Source organism: Streptomyces sp. NPDC088732 (assembly GCF_044751205.1).
Taxonomy (GTDB): Bacteria; Actinomycetota; Actinomycetes; order Streptomycetales; family Streptomycetaceae; genus Actinacidiphila.
This window is the reverse complement of the sequence record NZ_JBIVLI010000021.1, coordinates 46,797-63,020: the sequence shown is the minus strand read 5'-3', so window position 1 is coordinate 63,020 and position 16,224 is coordinate 46,797. Positions and strand designations below refer to the sequence as shown.

Here is a 16,224-nt window from a genome sequence, read left to right as displayed (position 1 = left end):
CGCGCCGATCCAGAAGGCCATCCAGGTGTCCCAGTCCCACGTTCCGTCCCAGACGGCCCACACGTTCCAGGTCGACCTTCGCGGCCTGGTCGACCTGCTGTCCCACCACCTCTACTCCAGCCCCCGCGTCTACCTGCGCGAACTGCTGCAGAACGCCGTCGACGCGATCACCGCGCGGCAGGCGCTCCAGCCCGGCGCCCCGGCCCGGATCACCGTGCGGACGGGCGACTCGCTGACCGTCACCGACACCGGTGTCGGCCTGAGCGAGACCGACGTGCACACCTTCCTCGCCACGATCGGGCGCAGCTCCAAGCGCGCCGCCGACGGCGAACTGGAGGCCGCCCGCGGCGACTTCATCGGGCAGTTCGGCATCGGCCTGCTCGCCTGCTTCGTCGTGGCCGACGAGATCACCGTGCTCAGCCGCCACGCCGCCACCCCCGGCGCCCCGGCCGTCGAATGGCGCGGGCGCTCCGACGGCAGCTACACCATCCGCACCCTGCCCGCCGACGCGATGCCCGAGCCCGGCACCCGCGTGACGCTGACGCCCCGCGCGGACGGCACCGAGTGGACGCAGCCGGAGCGGGTGACCTCGCTCGCCCGGCACTACGGCAGCATGCTCCGGCACGAGGTCACCGTGGTCGACCCGCGCGGGGGGACCACCCGGGTCAACGACACCCCGCCCTGGGAGCGCCGCCACGGCTCGCCGCTGGCCCGCGCCGAGGCGCTGGCCGAGCACTGCCGCACCACCTTCGGCTTCACGCCGCTGGACACCATCGACCTCGACCTGCCCGTCGCCGGGCTGCGCGGTGTCGCGTACGTCCTGCCCACCGCCGTCAACCCGTCGGAGCGCGCCGGGCACCGGGTGCACCTCAAGGGCATGCTCCTGTCGGACCAGGCGTCCGAACTCCTGCCGGAGTGGGCCTTCTTCGTCCGCTGCGTGGTGGACGTCACCAGCCTGCGCCCGACGGCGTCCCGCGAGTCCCTGTACGAGGACGAGACGCTGGCCGCGGTCCGCGACGCGCTGGGCGCGCGCATCCGCGACTGGCTGACCGGGCTCGCCGCCAGCGACCCGGCGCTGCTCGCCCGCTTCATCGACAGCCACCACCTCGCGGTCAAGGCGCTCGCCCGCTACGACGACGACCTGCTGCGGATGCTGCTGCCCTGGCTGCCCTTCGAGACGACCGACGGCAACGTCACGCTGGAGGAGTTCGCGCGCACCCACCCGACGGTGCTGGTCACCCGCAGCGTCGACGAGTTCCGGCAGGTGGCGCCCATCGCGGCGGCGGCCGGCCTCGGCGTGGTCAACGGCGGTTACACCTACGACCGGGACCTGGTGCACCGGCTGCCGGAGATCCGTCCCGGCACCGCCGTCACCGACCTGGACCCCGCGACGGTGACCGCCCATCTCGACCCCGTCGACTCCGCGGCCGAACTCGCCGCCGCGGCCTTCCTCGCGGTCGCCCGCGAGGTCGTCGGGACGTACGACTGCGACGTGGTGCTGCGGGCCTTCCAGCCCGTCACCGCGCCCGCGCTGCTCCTGGACAACCGCGAGGCACGCCACGAACGCACCCGGGCCGGACTCGCCGACGCCACCGACGGGCTGTGGGCGGACATCCTGGGCTCGCTCAGGACCGAGGCGCCCCGGGCGCAGCTCGTGCTCAACCACCTCAACCCGCTGGTGCGCCGGGCCGCCACCGTCACCGAACGCGGGCTGGCCGTCACCACCGCCGAGGCCCTGTACGGGCAGGCCCTGCTGCTCACCCGCCGTCCGCTGAAGGCGTCCGAGAGCGCCCTGCTCAACCGGGCGTTCATCGGCCTGCTCACCCACGCCATGCACGACCAGGACACCCCCGCGCCCGGCCCGGACGCCAAGGAGCTGTGATGCTGGAAACCCCCGAGGCCGTGTTCGAGGCCCTGCGCGAGAACAACGAGCGGCCCTACGGACTGCCCCGCACCGTGACCGCCGAGGAACTGGTCGAGGCCGCGGAGCAGTTCGACGACAAGGGCGCCCTCGTCACCGCGCTGCTGGAGCTGATGTCGGCGTACGAGTACGCCGCCGAGCACCGCAAGTCGCCGGTCGTCTTCGCCCGCGTGCTGAAGCTGTGGGACGACGAGCCCGGCTCCTTCAGCGAATGGGAGGCCCGCCAGGTCCTGTGGCGCCACAAGTGGGTGGCGACCTCACTGCTCCAGGTGCCCGAGGTGCCGCTGTCCACGGTCACCGGCTGGATCGACCGGATGCGCGACCGCTACCGCGACGCGGAACAGGGACTCCAGCCCGTCGCCGCCATGCGCCACCGGGTCGCCGCCCACACCGGGGCGGACCGCGAGCACGCCTTCGACCTGTGGGCCACCCGGCGGCGCGAGTCCCTGAGCGACTGCGAGGCGTGCGAGACCCGGCACCGTGCCCTGCACCACCTCGTCCCGGGCGACGACGCCCGGGCGCTGGAGACCTGGCGGCCCGTGCTCGACGGCGGCCAGAGCTGCGAGGAGGAGCCCTGGGTCAGCCAGGCACACGCCCTGCTGCCGCTGCTGCGCCTCGGACGCACCGACGAGGCCCGCTCGTACCACCTGTCGGGCTACCGGCGGGCGAGGGGCCGGATCGGCATGGCGGAGGAGGTGGGGCTGCACCTGGAGTTCTGCGCGCTGTCGGGCAACGAGGGCCGCGCCCTGGAGATCCTCGCGGAGAACCGCCCGCTGTTCGAGACCACCGGCGCGCCCCTGTCGCTGCTCGGCTTCCTCACCGGGGTGCAGGTCCTGCTGCGGCGGCTGACCGAGGACGGCCACTCCGCCGTCCCGGTGTCCGGGCCGCTCGGCCGCACCTGGACGGCGCGGACACTGCTCGCCCACGTCGGGACCGAGGCGGACGCGCTGACCGCGGCCTTCGACGACCGCAACGGCACCACCGCGGTGGGCGACCGGCGGCGGGCCCGGCTCGCCGCGCGGCCGCTGCTCGCCGAGCCGCTGGAGCTGGGACTGCGCACGGCCGCGGTGCCGTCCACCGCGGACGCTCCCGTCCTCCCGCCGCGTCCGGCGGCGGCGCCGGTGGAGGAGATCCCCGAGGACTTCGCGGAACTCGTGGAGCGGGCCCGCGCGCACGCCGCGCAGGCGCGTCCCGGCGACGAGCGGCTCTGGCAGGCGATCGCCGAGCGCGTCGAGGCCGCGGACCACGCGCACGACCCGCGGCTGGGCCCGGAGGAGGTGCTGCGGGGCGAACTGGCCGAGCAGCGCGCGTTCTCGGCCTCGGACCTGGCCGAGGGCCCGGACCGGCCCGTGATCCGCGAGGCGCTGACCGAGGCCGTGGAGCTGTTCGGCCGCGCCGGCGCCGAATGGCGGGCCCTGGCCGCCCGGGCACGGCGCGCCTCGGTCGGGGTCACGCCCGGGGAGGAGAGCGCCGAGGGCTGGACGGAGCTGGACGCCGTCCTGGCGCGCGCCCGCGAACTGCCGCAGGACGGCTCCGAGGACGACCGGCGGTCGTACTGCGTCGTGCTGCAGTGCCGGGCCTTCCTGGCGTACACCGAGGCCACCGCGGCACTGCCGGACGTCCCCGCGGAGACGGAGTCCCGCTTCCGGGCCGCCGCGCGGGAGGCCGTCGCGGAGGCGGAACGGCTCGGGGTGCCGCAGCGTGCCATCAACGTCCGGCTGTACGTCGGCGACTTCACGGCGCGCTCCGGGGACTTCGACGGCGCGGAGCGGGAGTTGCGTGCCGCGCTGGAGGCCATCGAGAGCGCCGGGACGCCCTGGCGCGCGCAGCGCCCGCACGGGCTGCTCGGCCAGATCCTGATGCAGCAGCACCGCCCCGACGAGGCCGTGGAGCAGCTGCGCAGGGCGCTTGCCTCGGCGGCCGCGCACGGCGACACCGCTTTCCCGGTGGCGCGCACCCACGCGATGCTCGGTCATGCCCTCGCGCACGCCGGCGACCTGGCGGGGGCGGTACGCCACCTGTCCGAGGGCGCCTCCCGGCTGGACCGCGAGGACGATGCCGCCGGTGCCGTCGAGGTGCGGGTGGAGCTCGCCGACGTCCTCGCCCGCGCCGACCGGCAGGCGGACGCGGTGGCCGTGCTGGAGTCCTTGGTCACCGGCGACGTGCCCGCCGACGCCGACGAGCGCGTGCTCGCCCAGGCCCGGCTGAGCCTGGGCCGCGGGCTGCGGGAGCTGGAGGAACACCGCTCCGCCGCCGAGCAGTTCCTGCTCCTGGCCGACCTGGTCGCGCCGTGGGAGGAGCAGTTCACGCACACCCTCGCCGCCGCCGAGGCCGCGGTCGCGCTGCTGGACGCCGGCCGTCCGGACGCGGCCCGGACCGCGTACGACCGGGCCGTCGCCTCGCACGGCAAGGCGCCCCACCCGCCCATGGTCGCCGACATGATGCGGCAGTTCGCCGCGCACACCATGGCGTCCGAGGGTCCGGACGGGATCGACACGGCGCTCGGCTTCCTGCGCGAGGCCGACGAGCTGCTGGCGGCCGTGGACGAGGGCAGCGAGGACGTCGCCCTCTGGTACGAGAAGGGCGCCACGCACTACCAGCGGGGCCGCGCCCTCGCCGCCGCCGAGCGCTTCCCCGAGGCACTCGCCGAGATGGAGCGGGCCGTCACCGCCCATGAGGAGGGCGGGCCGGCCGGAGAGTCGCCGCGCGCCGAGGCGGTCCGCGTCGCGGCGCTCATCGAGGCCAACGGCCTGAAGTCGCCCGCCGCGGCCCTCGCCCGGCTCGGCACCGCCATCGCCCGCTGCGAGGCCGCCGGTCTCGCCCAGGCGGCGCAGGTCCTGTCCAGGCTCCGCGACGAGGTGTCCGCCCCGCGGCGCTGACGCCGCACCCCCGATGCCCCGCCCGTCCCCCGTTCGGCCGACCGGCGGGGCATCGGCGCGCCCGGGACCGGGGAGGAGGGGAGCGCGGGCCGCGGCGGCGCCCCGCGCGGAGAACGCCCGGCGGCGGGTGTCGATCCGGGCCGGGCCCGTTCGTACAGAAGGTGGGACACCGGCACGAGACCGGCGGCCGGCCGTCCCGACCACGCCGACCCGAGGGGAAACAGCCATGAAGCAGTACCTGCTCAGCGTCTACCAGCCGGAGGGCACCCCTCCCCCGCCGGAGGTCCTGGAAGGGATCATGCGCGACCTCGACGCCCTGAACGCCCGTATGCGGGCCGCCGGCGCCTGGGTCTTCTCCGGCGGCCTGAACGCGCCCGGCACGGCGACCGTCGTCCGGCTGAAGGAGGGCGAGGTGCTGACGACCGACGGGCCCTTCCTGGAGGGCAAGGAGTACCTCGGCGGCTTCACCATCGTCAACGCGCCCGATCTGGACGCCGCGCTGGCCTGGGGCCGGGACCTCGCCCGCGCGACCACGCTGCCCATCGAGGTGCGGCCGTTCGCCGGAACCCCCGGCGGGGCCGACGGGGCCGGGGACTGACGAGCGGCATGCCGGCGCCCGCCGACGAGGTCGAACGCGTCTTCCGCGCGGAGTACGGGCGCGCGGTGGCTGTCCTGGTCCGCCGCTTCGGCGACATCGACATCGCCGAGGAGGCGGTCCAGGACGCGTTCGCGACGGCCCTGCGGCACTGGCCGTCCTCGGGGATGCCGCCGAGCCCGGCGGGATGGATCATCACCACCGCGCGCAACCGCGCCGTCGACCGGCTGCGCCGCGAGGCGACCCGGGAGGACCGGCACGCCGAGGCCGCGCTGCTGCACGACCGCGACGAACCGGCAGAGGAGGGCCCCGTGCGCGACGACCGGCTCCGCCTGGTCTTCACCTGCTGCCACCCCGCCCTGGCCCCCGCCGCGCAGGTCGCCCTCACCCTGCGGCTGCTGGGCGGGCTCACCACCGCGGAGATCGCCCGGGCCTTCCTCGTCCCCGAGCCGACCATGGCGCAGCGCCTGGTACGGGCCAAAGGCAAGATCCGCGACGCCCGCATCCCGTACCGGATCCCCGCCGAGGCCGACCTCCCCGAACGGCTCCGGCCGGTGCTCGCGGTGGTCTACCTGATCTTCAACGAGGGCTACCGGGCGAGCTCCGGCGACGATCTGACGCGTGCCGACCTGTGCGCGGAGGCACTGCGGCTGGGACGGCTGCTCGCCGGGCTCATGCCCGACGAGCCGGAGGTGCTGGGACTGCTGGCGCTGATGCTGCTCACCGAGGCGCGCCGGCCCGCCCGCACCGCCGCCGACGGACGCCTGGTCCCCCTCGGCGAGCAGGACCGCGCCCGCTGGGACCGCGCGCTGGTCGCCGAGGGGCAGGCCCTCGTCCGCCAGTGCCTGCGCCGCGGACAACCGGGCCCGTACCAGATCCAGGCCGCGATCAACGCCGTGCACAGCGACGCCCCGACGGCCGCGGCAACCGACTGGGCGCAGGTCCTGGCCCTGTACGACCAGCTCATGGCAGTCGCCCCCGGCCCGGTCGTCGCGCTCAACCGCGCCGTCGCCGTCGCCGAGGTGGACGGCCCGGGGGCGGCGCTCGCCCTCGTGGACGGCCTGGCGCTCGACGGCTACTCCGTCCTGCACGCCGTCCGCGCCGACCTGCTCCGGCGCCTGGGCCGCGACACCGAGGCCGCGCGGGCGTACGAGACGGCGATCGAACGCACCGGGAACGCCGCCGAGCGGGACTTCCTGCGGCGCAGGCGTGCGGAGATCGACTTGTCGTGAGGCGTGGACAGCGCCCGGCCGGACCGGCTCCTGGCGTTGTCGGACGAGGTCTGCGCCATCGCCACGACCCCGCCGGCGCTGGACCTCACGCTCCCTCACGGGCTCGGTGATGCCGGCTGCCACCAGGCGTCGAGCCACCTGGCGCCCCGTCTCCGGGCCTGCGTTCTGGGTTTCGCGGTCATCACGGCCGTGCGGCAGGGGCATCGCCGGACCTTCCCGGGCGTACGGGAGATCGACGGCACGGCGCCGCCCGTCAGCCTCTTCGGACAGGCACTGGCCGCACGGATGCCGTTCCCCACGACGCTCCGGGCCGCGTACGCCGACCGGCCGGCGTCCGTCGCGATCGGCTCCGGCGCGGTCGCGGCCGCCGTGGGGGCGCAACCGGCCCTTACGGCGGCGGTGCGCGCAGGCGGCCGTGGCTCGGCGGGCCGCCTGCGCCACCGGGCACGACGGCCCGCGACGACCTCGTGGACCTGGCATCCACGGTCCTGGTCTTCGGCCTCGCCGTGCCGCAGGCGTTCCTCCCACCGCCCGGGGCGATGGGGTGGTGGGCGGTCCTGGTGCCGGTGAAAGCGCCCTCGCGCGCCGGGGCAGGCCGCTGCGCCGGCGGCACGACCGTCCCTAGGGCAGCATCGCGAGGCCGTCGAGTTCGACCATGGCCTCCTCGTCCCACAGCCGGGTGATGCCGATGACGGCCATGGCGGGGTACTCCCGGCCCGCCAGGTCCCGCCAGAGGCGGCCGAGTTCGGGCGCGTGCGCCCGGTAGGCGGCGACGTCGGTGGTGTGGACGGTGAGGCGGGCGAGGTCGGCGGGTGTGCCGCCGGCCGCGCGCAGCGCGGTGAGGAGATTGGACAGGGCCCGCTCGAACTGTTCCGGGAGGGTGTCCCCGACGATCTTCCCGGAGGCGTCGAGTGCGGTCTGCCCCGCGAGGAGCACCAGGGTGCGGCCGGTGGCGGTCACGGCGTGGCTGAAGCCGGTGGGCGGCGAGAGTTCGGGCGGGTTGACGCGCTGCAGGGTCATGCGAAGAGCTCCTTGGCGATGATCGACCGCTGGACTTCGGTGGCACCTTCGTAGATCCGCGGTGCGCGGACCTCGCGGTAGAGGTGTTCGAGCAGATGGCCGCGCTCCAGCGCGCGGGCGCCGTGGATCTGGACGGCGGTGTCCACGGCGAACTGGGCGGTCTCGGTGGCGAACAGCTTGGCCATGGCGGAGCTGCGCGCCGTGCCGGGCGAGCCCGCGTCGTACGCCTCGGCGGCCGCGTACACCAGCAGGCGGGCGGCCTCGGTGCGGGTGGCCATCTCGGCGAGGCCGTGGGAGACCGACTGGAGGTCCTTCAGCGGGGCGCCGAAGGCGGTACGCGACGCGGCGTGCGCGGTGGCCGCGTCCAGGGCGGCCTGGGCCATGCCCACGGCGAAGGCCCCGACGCTCGGCCGGAAGCGGTTGAGGGTGGTCATGGCGACGCGGAAGCCGCGGTCCACCTCCCCGATCACGTCCGCCTCGCCGACCGCGACGGCGTCGAAGGACACCCGGCCGATCGGGTGCGGGGAGAGCATGTCGAGCCGTTCCCCGCCGAGTCCGGGGCGGTCGGCGGGCACGGCGAAGGCGGTGACACCGCGGGCGCCCGCGCCGGGGGTCGTCCGGGCGAACAGGGTGTACAGGTCGGCGTCGGGGGCGTTGGAGATCCAGCACTTCTCACCGGTGAGCCGCCAGCCGCCGCCCGACGGGGCGGGTTCCGCGGCGAGTTCCAGGGCGGCGGCGTCCGAACCGGCACCGGGTTCGGTGAGGGCGAACGCGGCGACCGCCTCCCCGGAGACGACGCGCGGGATCCAGCGTCCGGCCAGGTCCGGTGACCCCAGCAGGGCGTGCGCGCCCAGGCCCTGCAGCGCGAGCGCGGTCTCGGCCTCGGTGCACTCGCGGGCCAGGGACTCCCGCAGCAGGCACAGGTCGAGTGCGGTGCCGGAGAACAGGCGGTCGAGCAGGCCGAGTTCGCCGAGCGCGGTGAGCAGCGGCCGGTTGACACGGCCCGGTTCACCCGCCTCCGCGAGCGGCCGCAGCCGTTCCGCGGCCCATTCGCGCACCTGCGCACACCACTTGAGCTGTTCCGGGTCGAGCGCGAACGATGCCACAGGGCACCTCCCGTATCGCGTACTGTTGACTGCCGTCACAAACACGTTACGCTGAATCCGTCCGCAACCAGGTGCCAACGAGGGGCGAACCCGCCATGGACCTGCTGCCATCCGCACACGTGGACGCTTATCCGCGGGAGCACCTCCCGCCGCGTGACCAGTGGCCCGTCCTCTCCTGCGACCTCCCCTCCCTGGCGTATCCGGACCGGCTCAACTGCGGTGCCGAACTGCTCGCCGGGGGCGCGCCCGACGCGCCCTGCCTGCGCATGCCGGGCGGCGAGGTGTGGTCGTACGACGACCTGCGCGCCGCCGCCGACCGCATCGCGCACGTGCTCGTCGACGACCTCGGTGTGGTGCCCGGCAACCGCGTGCTGCTGCGCGGACCGACCACGCCGTGGCTGGTGGCGTGCTGGTTCGCGGTGATGAAGGCCGGGGCCGTCGCGGTCACCGTGCTGGCGGCCCACCGCGCCCAGGAGCTGGCGACGATCTGCGGCATCGCCGCCGTGGGGCACGCGCTGTGCGACATCCGGTCGGTGGACGACCTCGCCAAGGCCGAGGTGCCGGGACTGCGGATCGCCACGTACGGCGGGGAGGCGTCCGACGACCTGCTGCGGTCGGCCGCGGCCAAGCCGGACCGCTTCGAGGCCGTGGCGACGTCCGCGGACGACGTCGCGCTCATCGCGTTCACCTCGGGCACCACCGGCCGGCCCAAGGGCTGCATGCACTTCCACCGCGACGTCCTCGCCATCGCCGACACCTTCTCCGCGCACGTCCTGCGACCGCGCGCCGACGACGTGTTCGCGGGCAGCCCACCGCTCGGCTTCACCTTCGGGCTCGGCGGCCTCGTCGTCTTCCCGCTGCGCGCCGGGGCGTCGACCCTGCTGCTGGAACAGGCCGGACCCGAGCAGCTGGCCCGGGCCGTCGCCGCCCACCGGGTCAGCGTGCTCTTCACGGCGCCCACCGCCTACCGGTCGATGCTGCAACTCCCCGGCGGGCACGACCTGTCCTCCCTGCGGCGCTGCGTCTCCGCGGGCGAGAACCTGCCGGCGGCGACCTGGCGGGCCTGGCACGAGGCGACCGGGCTGCGCATCATCAACGGCATCGGCGCCACCGAGATGCTGCACATCTTCATCTCGGCCGCCGACGACGCCATCCGCCCCGGCACCACCGGCGTCGCCGTGCCGGGCTACGAGGCCCGCGTGGTCGACCCCCTGACGATCACCGAACTGCCGGACGGCGAACCGGGACTGCTCGCCGTGCGCGGCCCGACCGGCTGCCGCTACCTGGCGGACGACCGGCAGCGCGACTACGTGCGCGACGGCTGGAACCTGACCGGCGACACCTATGTGCGCGAACCGGACGGCTACTTCCGCTACGTGGCCCGCGCCGACGACATGATCATCTCGGCCGGGTACAACATCGCGGGCCCCGAGGTCGAGGAGGCCCTGCTGCGCCACCCCGACGTCCGCGAGGCGGCGGTGATCGGCGTCCCCGACGAGAGCCGCGGGCAGGTCGTGCGGGCCTTCGTCGTCCTGCGCGACGGGCTGCCGCAGGACGGGCGCACCGGAACGGCCGAGGCGCTGCGCGCCTTCGTCAAGGAGGAGATCGCGGGCTACAAGTGCCCGCGCGAGATACGGTTCCTCCCGGGCCTGCCGCGCACGCCCACGGGGAAGCTGCAACGCTTCCGCCTCCGCGACCTAGAGTGATCGCGTGACCGAGCACACCCCCAGTTCGCTGATCGTGACCTACTTCGGCGCCTACGGGCGGACCGGGGAGTGGGACGGCCGCATCCCGGTCGCCGAACTGATCCGGCTCATGGGCGCGCTCGACGTCGACCCGCAGTCGGTCCGCTCCGCGGTCTCCCGGCTCAAGCGGCGCGGCCTGCTCGCGCCGGACCGCGTCGACGGGGCCGCCGGGTACGCCCTCTCCGACGACGCACGGCAGCTGCTCGCCGACGGCGATCGGCGCATCTACGGCCGCCCGGACGACGAGGCGGTCGGGGAGAGTTGGGTGCTCGCGGTCTTCTCGGTCCCCGAGAGCGAGCGCCACAAGCGCCATCTGCTGCGCTCCCGGCTGGCCCGCCTCGGCTTCGGCACCGCCGCGCCCGGCGTGTGGATCGCCCCCGCCCGCCTGTACGACGAGGCCGGGCACACCCTGCGCCGGCTCGGCCTGGACACGTACGTGGACCTCTTCACGGGCACCCACCTGGGATTCGAGCCGACCGCATCCGCGGTGCGCCGCTGGTGGGACCTGGACGGCATCGCCAAGCTCCACCTCGCCTTCCTCGACGCCCACGAGCCCGTCCTGCGCCGCTGGGCCGCCCGCCGCACCACCCCCGCCCAGGACGCCTTCGCCGACTACCTCCGCGCCCTCGACTCATGGCGCCGGCTGCCCTACGCCGACCCCGGCCTTCCCTCCGCCCTGCTGCCCGGCGACTGGCCCGGCGGCAGGAGCGCCGCGGTCTTCCACGACCTGCACGACCGGCTCCGGGACGCAGGGGCGGCGTTCCTGGCGGTCCGCTGATCGCATGACGTGACCGGCGCCGCGGGTGATCGTGGGAACGGATGCACCGCCTGCCTTCATCGGGCGGCATAACCTGACCGCACCGGAGCGGAACCATGACGATCGAGGAGGTACGCGAGATGGCACTGCCCGCGACCGAACGCTCGGACTCCGGCGGTGACGCCGTTCTCGGCGCCTTCCTCGACCTCACGGTGCCCGAGGGTTACCGCGCCGAGCTCATCGAGGGGGAGATCGTCGTGACCCCGCCGTCCGACGGAGACCACGAGGACATCCTGGGACGCTTCGTCCGCCAGATGATCCGCAAGTCCCCCGCCGACTTCTACGCGTCCGGGACCAGAGGGCTCATCACTCCGGCAGGCCGCTTCATCCCGGATCTGACGGTGGGTCCCGAGGGACTGTTCGCCGGCAAGGAGTCATGGGCCGTCCCCGAGGGCGTCGTGATGACCGCCGAGGTGACGTCGACCCGCCCGGACAAGGACCGCGGCCCGAAGCGGCGCGGCTACGCCGCGGCCGGGATCCCCTTCTGCCTCCTGGTGGACCGCACCGAGGGCACCGTCGCCCTCTACAGCGAGCCGGACGCCGGGGACTACCGCCAGGACATCCGCGTCCTGTTCGGCAAAACACTCGACCTGCCCGAGCCGTTCGCGTTCTCCCTGGACACCTCCGTCTTCGCCTGACGCCCCTCACCCGTCGAGCGTCAGGCGGGGCCTCGGCGCGTCCGTACGTCCCGTGGGCGGCTTGCGGCTGCCCGCCTGGTACGGCAGCGGCCAGGGCGCGCCCGGGCCGGTGTAGCCCTGCTCGGCGGCGGCGTGCAGGGTCCAGTGCGGGTCGTACAGATGCGGGCGGGCCAGTGCGCACAGGTCCGCGCGGCCCGCGAGGAGCAGGGAGTTGACGTCGTCCCAGGAGGAGATGGCGCCGACGGCGATGACGGGGACGCCGAGTTCGTTGCGGATGCGGTCGGCGAACGGGGTCTGGTAGGAGCGGCCGAAGTCCGGCCGCTCGTCGGGGACGACCTGGCCGGTGGAGACGTCGATGGCGTCGGCGCCGTGGTCGGCGAAGGCCCGCGCGATCTCCACGGCGTCCTCGGCGGTGGTGCCGCCCTCGGCCCAGTCGGTGGCGGAGATGCGCACCGTCATGGGCCGGTCGGCGGGCCAGACCTCGCGGACGGCGTCGAAGACCTCCAGCGGGAAGCGCAGCCGCCCGGCCAGGCCCCGGCCGTAGGCGTCGGTGCGGCGGTTGGTGAGCGGGGAGAGGAAGCCGGAGAGCAGATAGCCGTGGGCGCAGTGGAGTTCCAGCAGGTCGAAGCCGGCCCGGGCGCCGCGCCGCGCGGACTCGGTGAACTCCTCGCGGATGCGGGCGAGTCCGCCGGCGTCCAGGGCGTGCGGGATCTGGCTGGTGCCGGGGCGGTACGGCAGCGGGGAGGGCGCGGCCAGTGCCCAGTTGCCGTACGGGAGTGGCTGGTCGATGCCCTCCCACATCAGGCGTGTGGAGCCCTTGCGGCCGCTGTGGCCGAGCTGGAGGCCGACCGCTGCCCCGGGCTGGGTGTGGACGAAGTCGGTGACGCGGCGCCAGGCCGCCTCCTGCTCGTCGTTCCACAGGCCCGCGCAGCCGGGGGTGATGCGGCCCTCGGGGCTGACGCAGACCATCTCGGTCATGACCAGGCCCGCACCGCCCAGGGCCCGGGCGCCCAGGTGGACGAGGTGGAAGTCGCCGGGGACGCCGTCGGCGGCGGAGTACATGTCCATCGGGGAGACGACGACGCGATTGCGCAGGGTCAGCCCGCGCAGGGTGAACGGGGTGAACATCGGCGGGGTGTCCGGGTCCGTGCCGAAGTCCCGTTCCACGGCGGCGGCGAAGTCCGCGTCGCGCAGCCGGAGATTGTCGTGGGTGACGCGGCGGCTGCGGGTGAGCAGGTTGAACGCGAACTGCCGCGGCGGCTGGGCCGCGTACTGCTCCAGGTGCTCAAACCACTCGAGGCTCGCCCGGGCCGCCCGCTGGGTGCTGGCGACGACAGGCCGCCGCTCGGCCTCGTACGCGGCCAAGGCGCGGGGGATGTCCGGCTGTTCGCGCAGCGACGCGGCGAGCGCGAGGGCATCCTCCATGGCGAGTTTGGTGCCGGAGCCGATGGAGAAGTGGGCGGTGTGCGCGGCGTCACCCAGCAGCACGATGTTCTCGTGGTGCCAGCGCTCGTTGACGACCGTGGTGAAGGCGCCCCAGCGGGAGCGGTTGCCGCGCAGGGAGTGGCCGCGGAGCGCGTCGGCGAAGATCTTCTCGCAGCGGGCGATGGACTCCGTCTCGTCCGCGCGGTCCAGGCCCGCGCGGCGCCACACGTCCTCGCGCATCTCGACGATGAACGTGGCAGCGTCCGGCCGGTACGGGTAGCCGTGGGCCTGCATGATCCCGTGCTCGGTCTCCACGATCTCGAAGCGGAAGGCGTCCAGCGCGAGGTCGGTGGCGAGCCAGATGTAGCGGCAGCCGTGGCCGGTCAGGGCCGGGCGGAAGGTGGCGGCGTGGGCGCCGCGGGTGGCGCTGTTGGCGCCGTCGGCGGCGACGACGAGGTCGTGGGCGGCGGCCAGTTCCGCAGCCGCTGGGGCGAGTTCGCGGCTGCGGACCGTCACGCCGAGGGCGCGGCAGCGGTCGTGCAGGATCGTGAGCAGCCGGCGCCGGTCCACGGCCGCGAAGCCGTGGCCGCCGGAGGTCACGACGCGGCCGCGGTGGTGGACGTCGATGTTGTCCCAGCGGGTGAACTCGCCCTCCAGGGCGCGGAAGACGACCGGGTCGGCGTGCTCGATGCCGCCGAGTGTCTCGTCGGACAGCACGACACCGAACCCGAAGGTGTCCTGCGGCGCGCCGCGTTCCCAGACGGTGATGTCCCGCTCGGGGTCGAGGCGCTTGAGCAGCGCGGCCGCGTACAGACCGCCGGGGCCGCCGCCGATGATGGCCACGCGCACGGCTAGCGGCCCTTCCAGTTGGGGCTGCGCTTCTCGGTGAACGCCGCGTGGAACTCGGCGTAGTCGGCGCTGGTCATCAGCAGCGCCTGGGTGGCGGCGTCCATCTCGACGGCGGCGGCCAGCGGCATGTCGAGTTCGGCGGTGAGCAGCGCCTTGGTCTGCTGGTACGCCAGCGCGGGCCCGGCGGCCAGGCGTTTGGCGAGGGCGGCGGCGCTCGCGTCGGCCTGCCCGTCGTCGACGAGTTCGCTGACCAGGCCGATGCGGTCGGCCTCGGCGGCGCCGACGGTGTCGCCGAGCATGAGCAGCCGGGTGGCGTGACCGAGGCCCACCATGCGGGGCAGCAGATAGGCGGCGCCCATGTCGGCTCCGGCGAGGCCCACCTTGGTGAAGAGGAAGGCGAAGCGGGCGGAGCGCTCGACCACCCGGAAGTCCGAGGCGAGGGCGATGACGGACCCGGCGCCCGCCGCGACGCCGTGCACCGCCGCGATCACCGGGAAGGGCGCCTCACGGATGGCCCTGACGACCTGCCCGGTCATCCGGGTGAAGTCCAGCAGCTGGCCCGCGCCCATGGCGAGGGTCGCGCCGATGATCTCGTCCACGTCGCCGCCGGAGCAGAAGCCGCGCCCGGCTCCGGCGAGCACCAGGACGCGGGTGTCGCCGTCGTGCGGCAGTTCGGTGAGCAGGTCGCGCAGATCGGCGTAGGCGCCGAAGGTGAGCGCGTTGAGCCGGTCGGGACGGTCGAGGGTGACGGTGACGATGCCGTCGGCCCGGTCCACCCGCAGGTGCCGCCATTCCTCGGTGCGGCCTGCGGAGCCTCGGTAGGGGCTCATGGGCACGTCCTCCTTCGCGGGGGAGGCAGACTGCCTTCACCGCGAAGTTATCACTCATCCGTGACTGCCGTCACGACTACGCGATAGACGTGGTGCCCCCGAGGGTGGCGACGAGGACCGCCTTGATGGTGTGCATGCGGTTCTCGGCCTGATCGAAGACGACCGACTGCGGCGACTCGAAGACCTCGTCGGTGACCTCCAGGGAGGTCAGCCCGTGCCGCTCGTGGATCTCCCGGCCCACCTTCGTGCCGAGGTCGTGGAAGGCCGGCAGGCAGTGCATGAACTTCACGTCCGCACGGCCCGTCGCGCGCAGGACGTCCGCGGTCACCGCGTAGGGGGCGAGCAGCGCGATGCGCTCGTCCCAGACCTCCTTGGGTTCGCCCATCGAGACCCAGACGTCGGTGTGGACGAACCCCGCGCCGGCCACACCCTCGGCGACGTCCTCGGTGAGCGTGACACGTGCGCCGGTGGCGGCGGCCAGACGGTGCGCCTCGGCGACCACCGACGCGTCCGGCCACAGGCCCTTCGGGGCCGCGATGCGCACGTCCATGCCCAGCAGGGCGCCGGTGACCAGCAGGGAGTTGCCCATGTTGGAGCGCGCGTCGCCGAGGTAGGCGTACGCGATGCCGGCCGCGTCGCCGGCCCGGCGGCCGGAGTGCTCGGTCATGGTGAGGACGTCGGCGAGCATCTGCGTCGGGTGCCACTGGTCGGTGAGCCCGTTCCACACCGGGACCCCCGCGTGCGCGGCCAGTTCCTCGACGACCTCCTGGCCGGTGCCGCGGTACTCGATGCCGTCGAACATGCGGCCCAGCACGCGGGCGGTGTCCTTGACCGACTCCTTGTGGCCGAGCTGGGAACCGGCGGGGTCCAGATAGGTCGTGGCGGCGCCCTGGTCCGCGGCGGCGACCTCGAAGGCGCAACGGGTGCGGGTCGAGGTCTTCTCGAAGATCAGCGCGATGTTCCGGCCCGCCAGCCGCCGCACCTCGGCGCCCGCCTTCTTGGCCGCCTTCAGCTCGCCCGCCAGCTCCACCAGGCCGCGGAACTCCTCGGGGGCGAAGTCCAGCTCCTTGAGGAAGGGGCGACCGGTGAGGTCGATGGCCATGGGGGCTCCTAGGTCGTCGTCGGCCGGGCGCCGAACACGCGTACATCGCTGACATGGAAGTCTAT

General features: G+C 74.4%; 13 protein-coding genes. 8 read left to right on the top strand and 5 right to left on the bottom strand.

Annotated elements, in window-relative coordinates; genetic code table 11:
• Positions 1–25 precede the first annotated feature (25 nt).
• From ACIP9H_RS31170 to ACIP9H_RS31150, 5 genes are all read left to right on the top strand, one after another.
• Complete coding sequence (locus tag ACIP9H_RS31170; RefSeq protein WP_401962126.1) at positions 26–1,882, top strand: HSP90 family protein; 1,857 nt, start codon at positions 26–28, stop codon at positions 1,880–1,882.
• Complete coding sequence (locus ACIP9H_RS31165) at positions 1,882–4,800, top strand: hypothetical protein (protein ID WP_401962123.1); 2,919 nt, start codon at positions 1,882–1,884, stop codon at positions 4,798–4,800. The genes ACIP9H_RS31170 and ACIP9H_RS31165 overlap by 1 nt, the downstream gene beginning before the upstream one ends.
• Before the next feature lie 226 nt (positions 4,801–5,026).
• The gene (locus ACIP9H_RS31160) at positions 5,027–5,398 is read left to right on the top strand and encodes a YciI family protein (protein WP_401962120.1); all 372 of its coding nucleotides are present in this window, start codon (positions 5,027–5,029) and stop codon (positions 5,396–5,398) included.
• A gap of 8 nt (positions 5,399–5,406) precedes the next feature.
• Positions 5,407–6,627: an RNA polymerase sigma factor gene (locus tag ACIP9H_RS31155; protein ID WP_401962117.1), complete on the top strand. Its 1,221-nt coding sequence runs from the start codon at positions 5,407–5,409 to the stop codon at positions 6,625–6,627.
• A gap of 3 nt (positions 6,628–6,630) precedes the next feature.
• A complete protein-coding gene (locus ACIP9H_RS31150) occupies positions 6,631–7,197 on the top strand; it encodes a TMEM175 family protein (RefSeq protein WP_401962114.1) in 567 nt (188 codons plus the stop codon).
• 51 nt (positions 7,198–7,248) lie between these two features.
• On the opposite strand, the gene ACIP9H_RS31145 is transcribed toward ACIP9H_RS31150, so the two are convergent.
• Positions 7,249–7,647: a RidA family protein gene (locus tag ACIP9H_RS31145; protein ID WP_401594409.1), complete on the bottom strand. Its 399-nt coding sequence runs from the start codon at positions 7,645–7,647 to the stop codon at positions 7,249–7,251.
• Positions 7,644–8,753 carry an acyl-CoA dehydrogenase family protein gene (locus ACIP9H_RS31140; protein ID WP_401962111.1) on the bottom strand — a complete coding sequence of 370 codons (1,110 nt, stop codon included), beginning with the start codon at positions 8,751–8,753 and terminating at the stop codon, positions 7,644–7,646. The genes ACIP9H_RS31145 and ACIP9H_RS31140 overlap by 4 nt, the downstream gene beginning before the upstream one ends.
• A gap of 95 nt (positions 8,754–8,848) precedes the next feature.
• Here ACIP9H_RS31140 and ACIP9H_RS31135 point away from each other — a divergent pair, with 95 nt between their 5' ends.
• The 3 genes from ACIP9H_RS31135 to ACIP9H_RS31125 all read left to right on the top strand — a co-directional run bounded on the left by ACIP9H_RS31135 (position 8,849) and on the right by ACIP9H_RS31125 (position 11,953).
• Positions 8,849–10,459 (top strand): AMP-binding protein, encoded by a 1,611-nt coding sequence (locus ACIP9H_RS31135; RefSeq protein WP_401962108.1) that lies wholly within the window; start codon positions 8,849–8,851, stop codon positions 10,457–10,459.
• A gap of 4 nt (positions 10,460–10,463) precedes the next feature.
• Complete coding sequence (locus ACIP9H_RS31130) at positions 10,464–11,276, top strand: PaaX family transcriptional regulator C-terminal domain-containing protein (protein ID WP_401962105.1); 813 nt, start codon at positions 10,464–10,466, stop codon at positions 11,274–11,276.
• 95 nt (positions 11,277–11,371) lie between these two features.
• The gene (locus ACIP9H_RS31125; RefSeq protein WP_401594419.1) at positions 11,372–11,953 is read left to right on the top strand and encodes a Uma2 family endonuclease; all 582 of its coding nucleotides are present in this window, start codon (positions 11,372–11,374) and stop codon (positions 11,951–11,953) included.
• 6 nt (positions 11,954–11,959) lie between these two features.
• Here the strand turns inward: ACIP9H_RS31125 and ACIP9H_RS31120 are convergent, their stop codons facing one another.
• The 3 genes from ACIP9H_RS31120 to argF all read right to left on the bottom strand — a co-directional run bounded on the left by ACIP9H_RS31120 (position 11,960) and on the right by argF (position 16,159).
• Complete coding sequence (locus ACIP9H_RS31120) at positions 11,960–14,227, bottom strand: bifunctional salicylyl-CoA 5-hydroxylase/oxidoreductase (protein ID WP_401962102.1); 2,268 nt, start codon at positions 14,225–14,227, stop codon at positions 11,960–11,962.
• 2 nt (positions 14,228–14,229) lie between these two features.
• Entirely contained in the window at positions 14,230–15,057 is an 828-nt protein-coding gene (locus ACIP9H_RS31115; protein WP_360905766.1) for an enoyl-CoA hydratase family protein, read from the bottom strand.
• Between the two features lie 76 nt (positions 15,058–15,133).
• Positions 15,134–16,159 (bottom strand): ornithine carbamoyltransferase, encoded by a 1,026-nt coding sequence (argF, locus tag ACIP9H_RS31110; RefSeq protein WP_401962099.1) that lies wholly within the window; start codon positions 16,157–16,159, stop codon positions 15,134–15,136.
• Between the last annotated feature and the right edge of the window lie 65 nt (positions 16,160–16,224).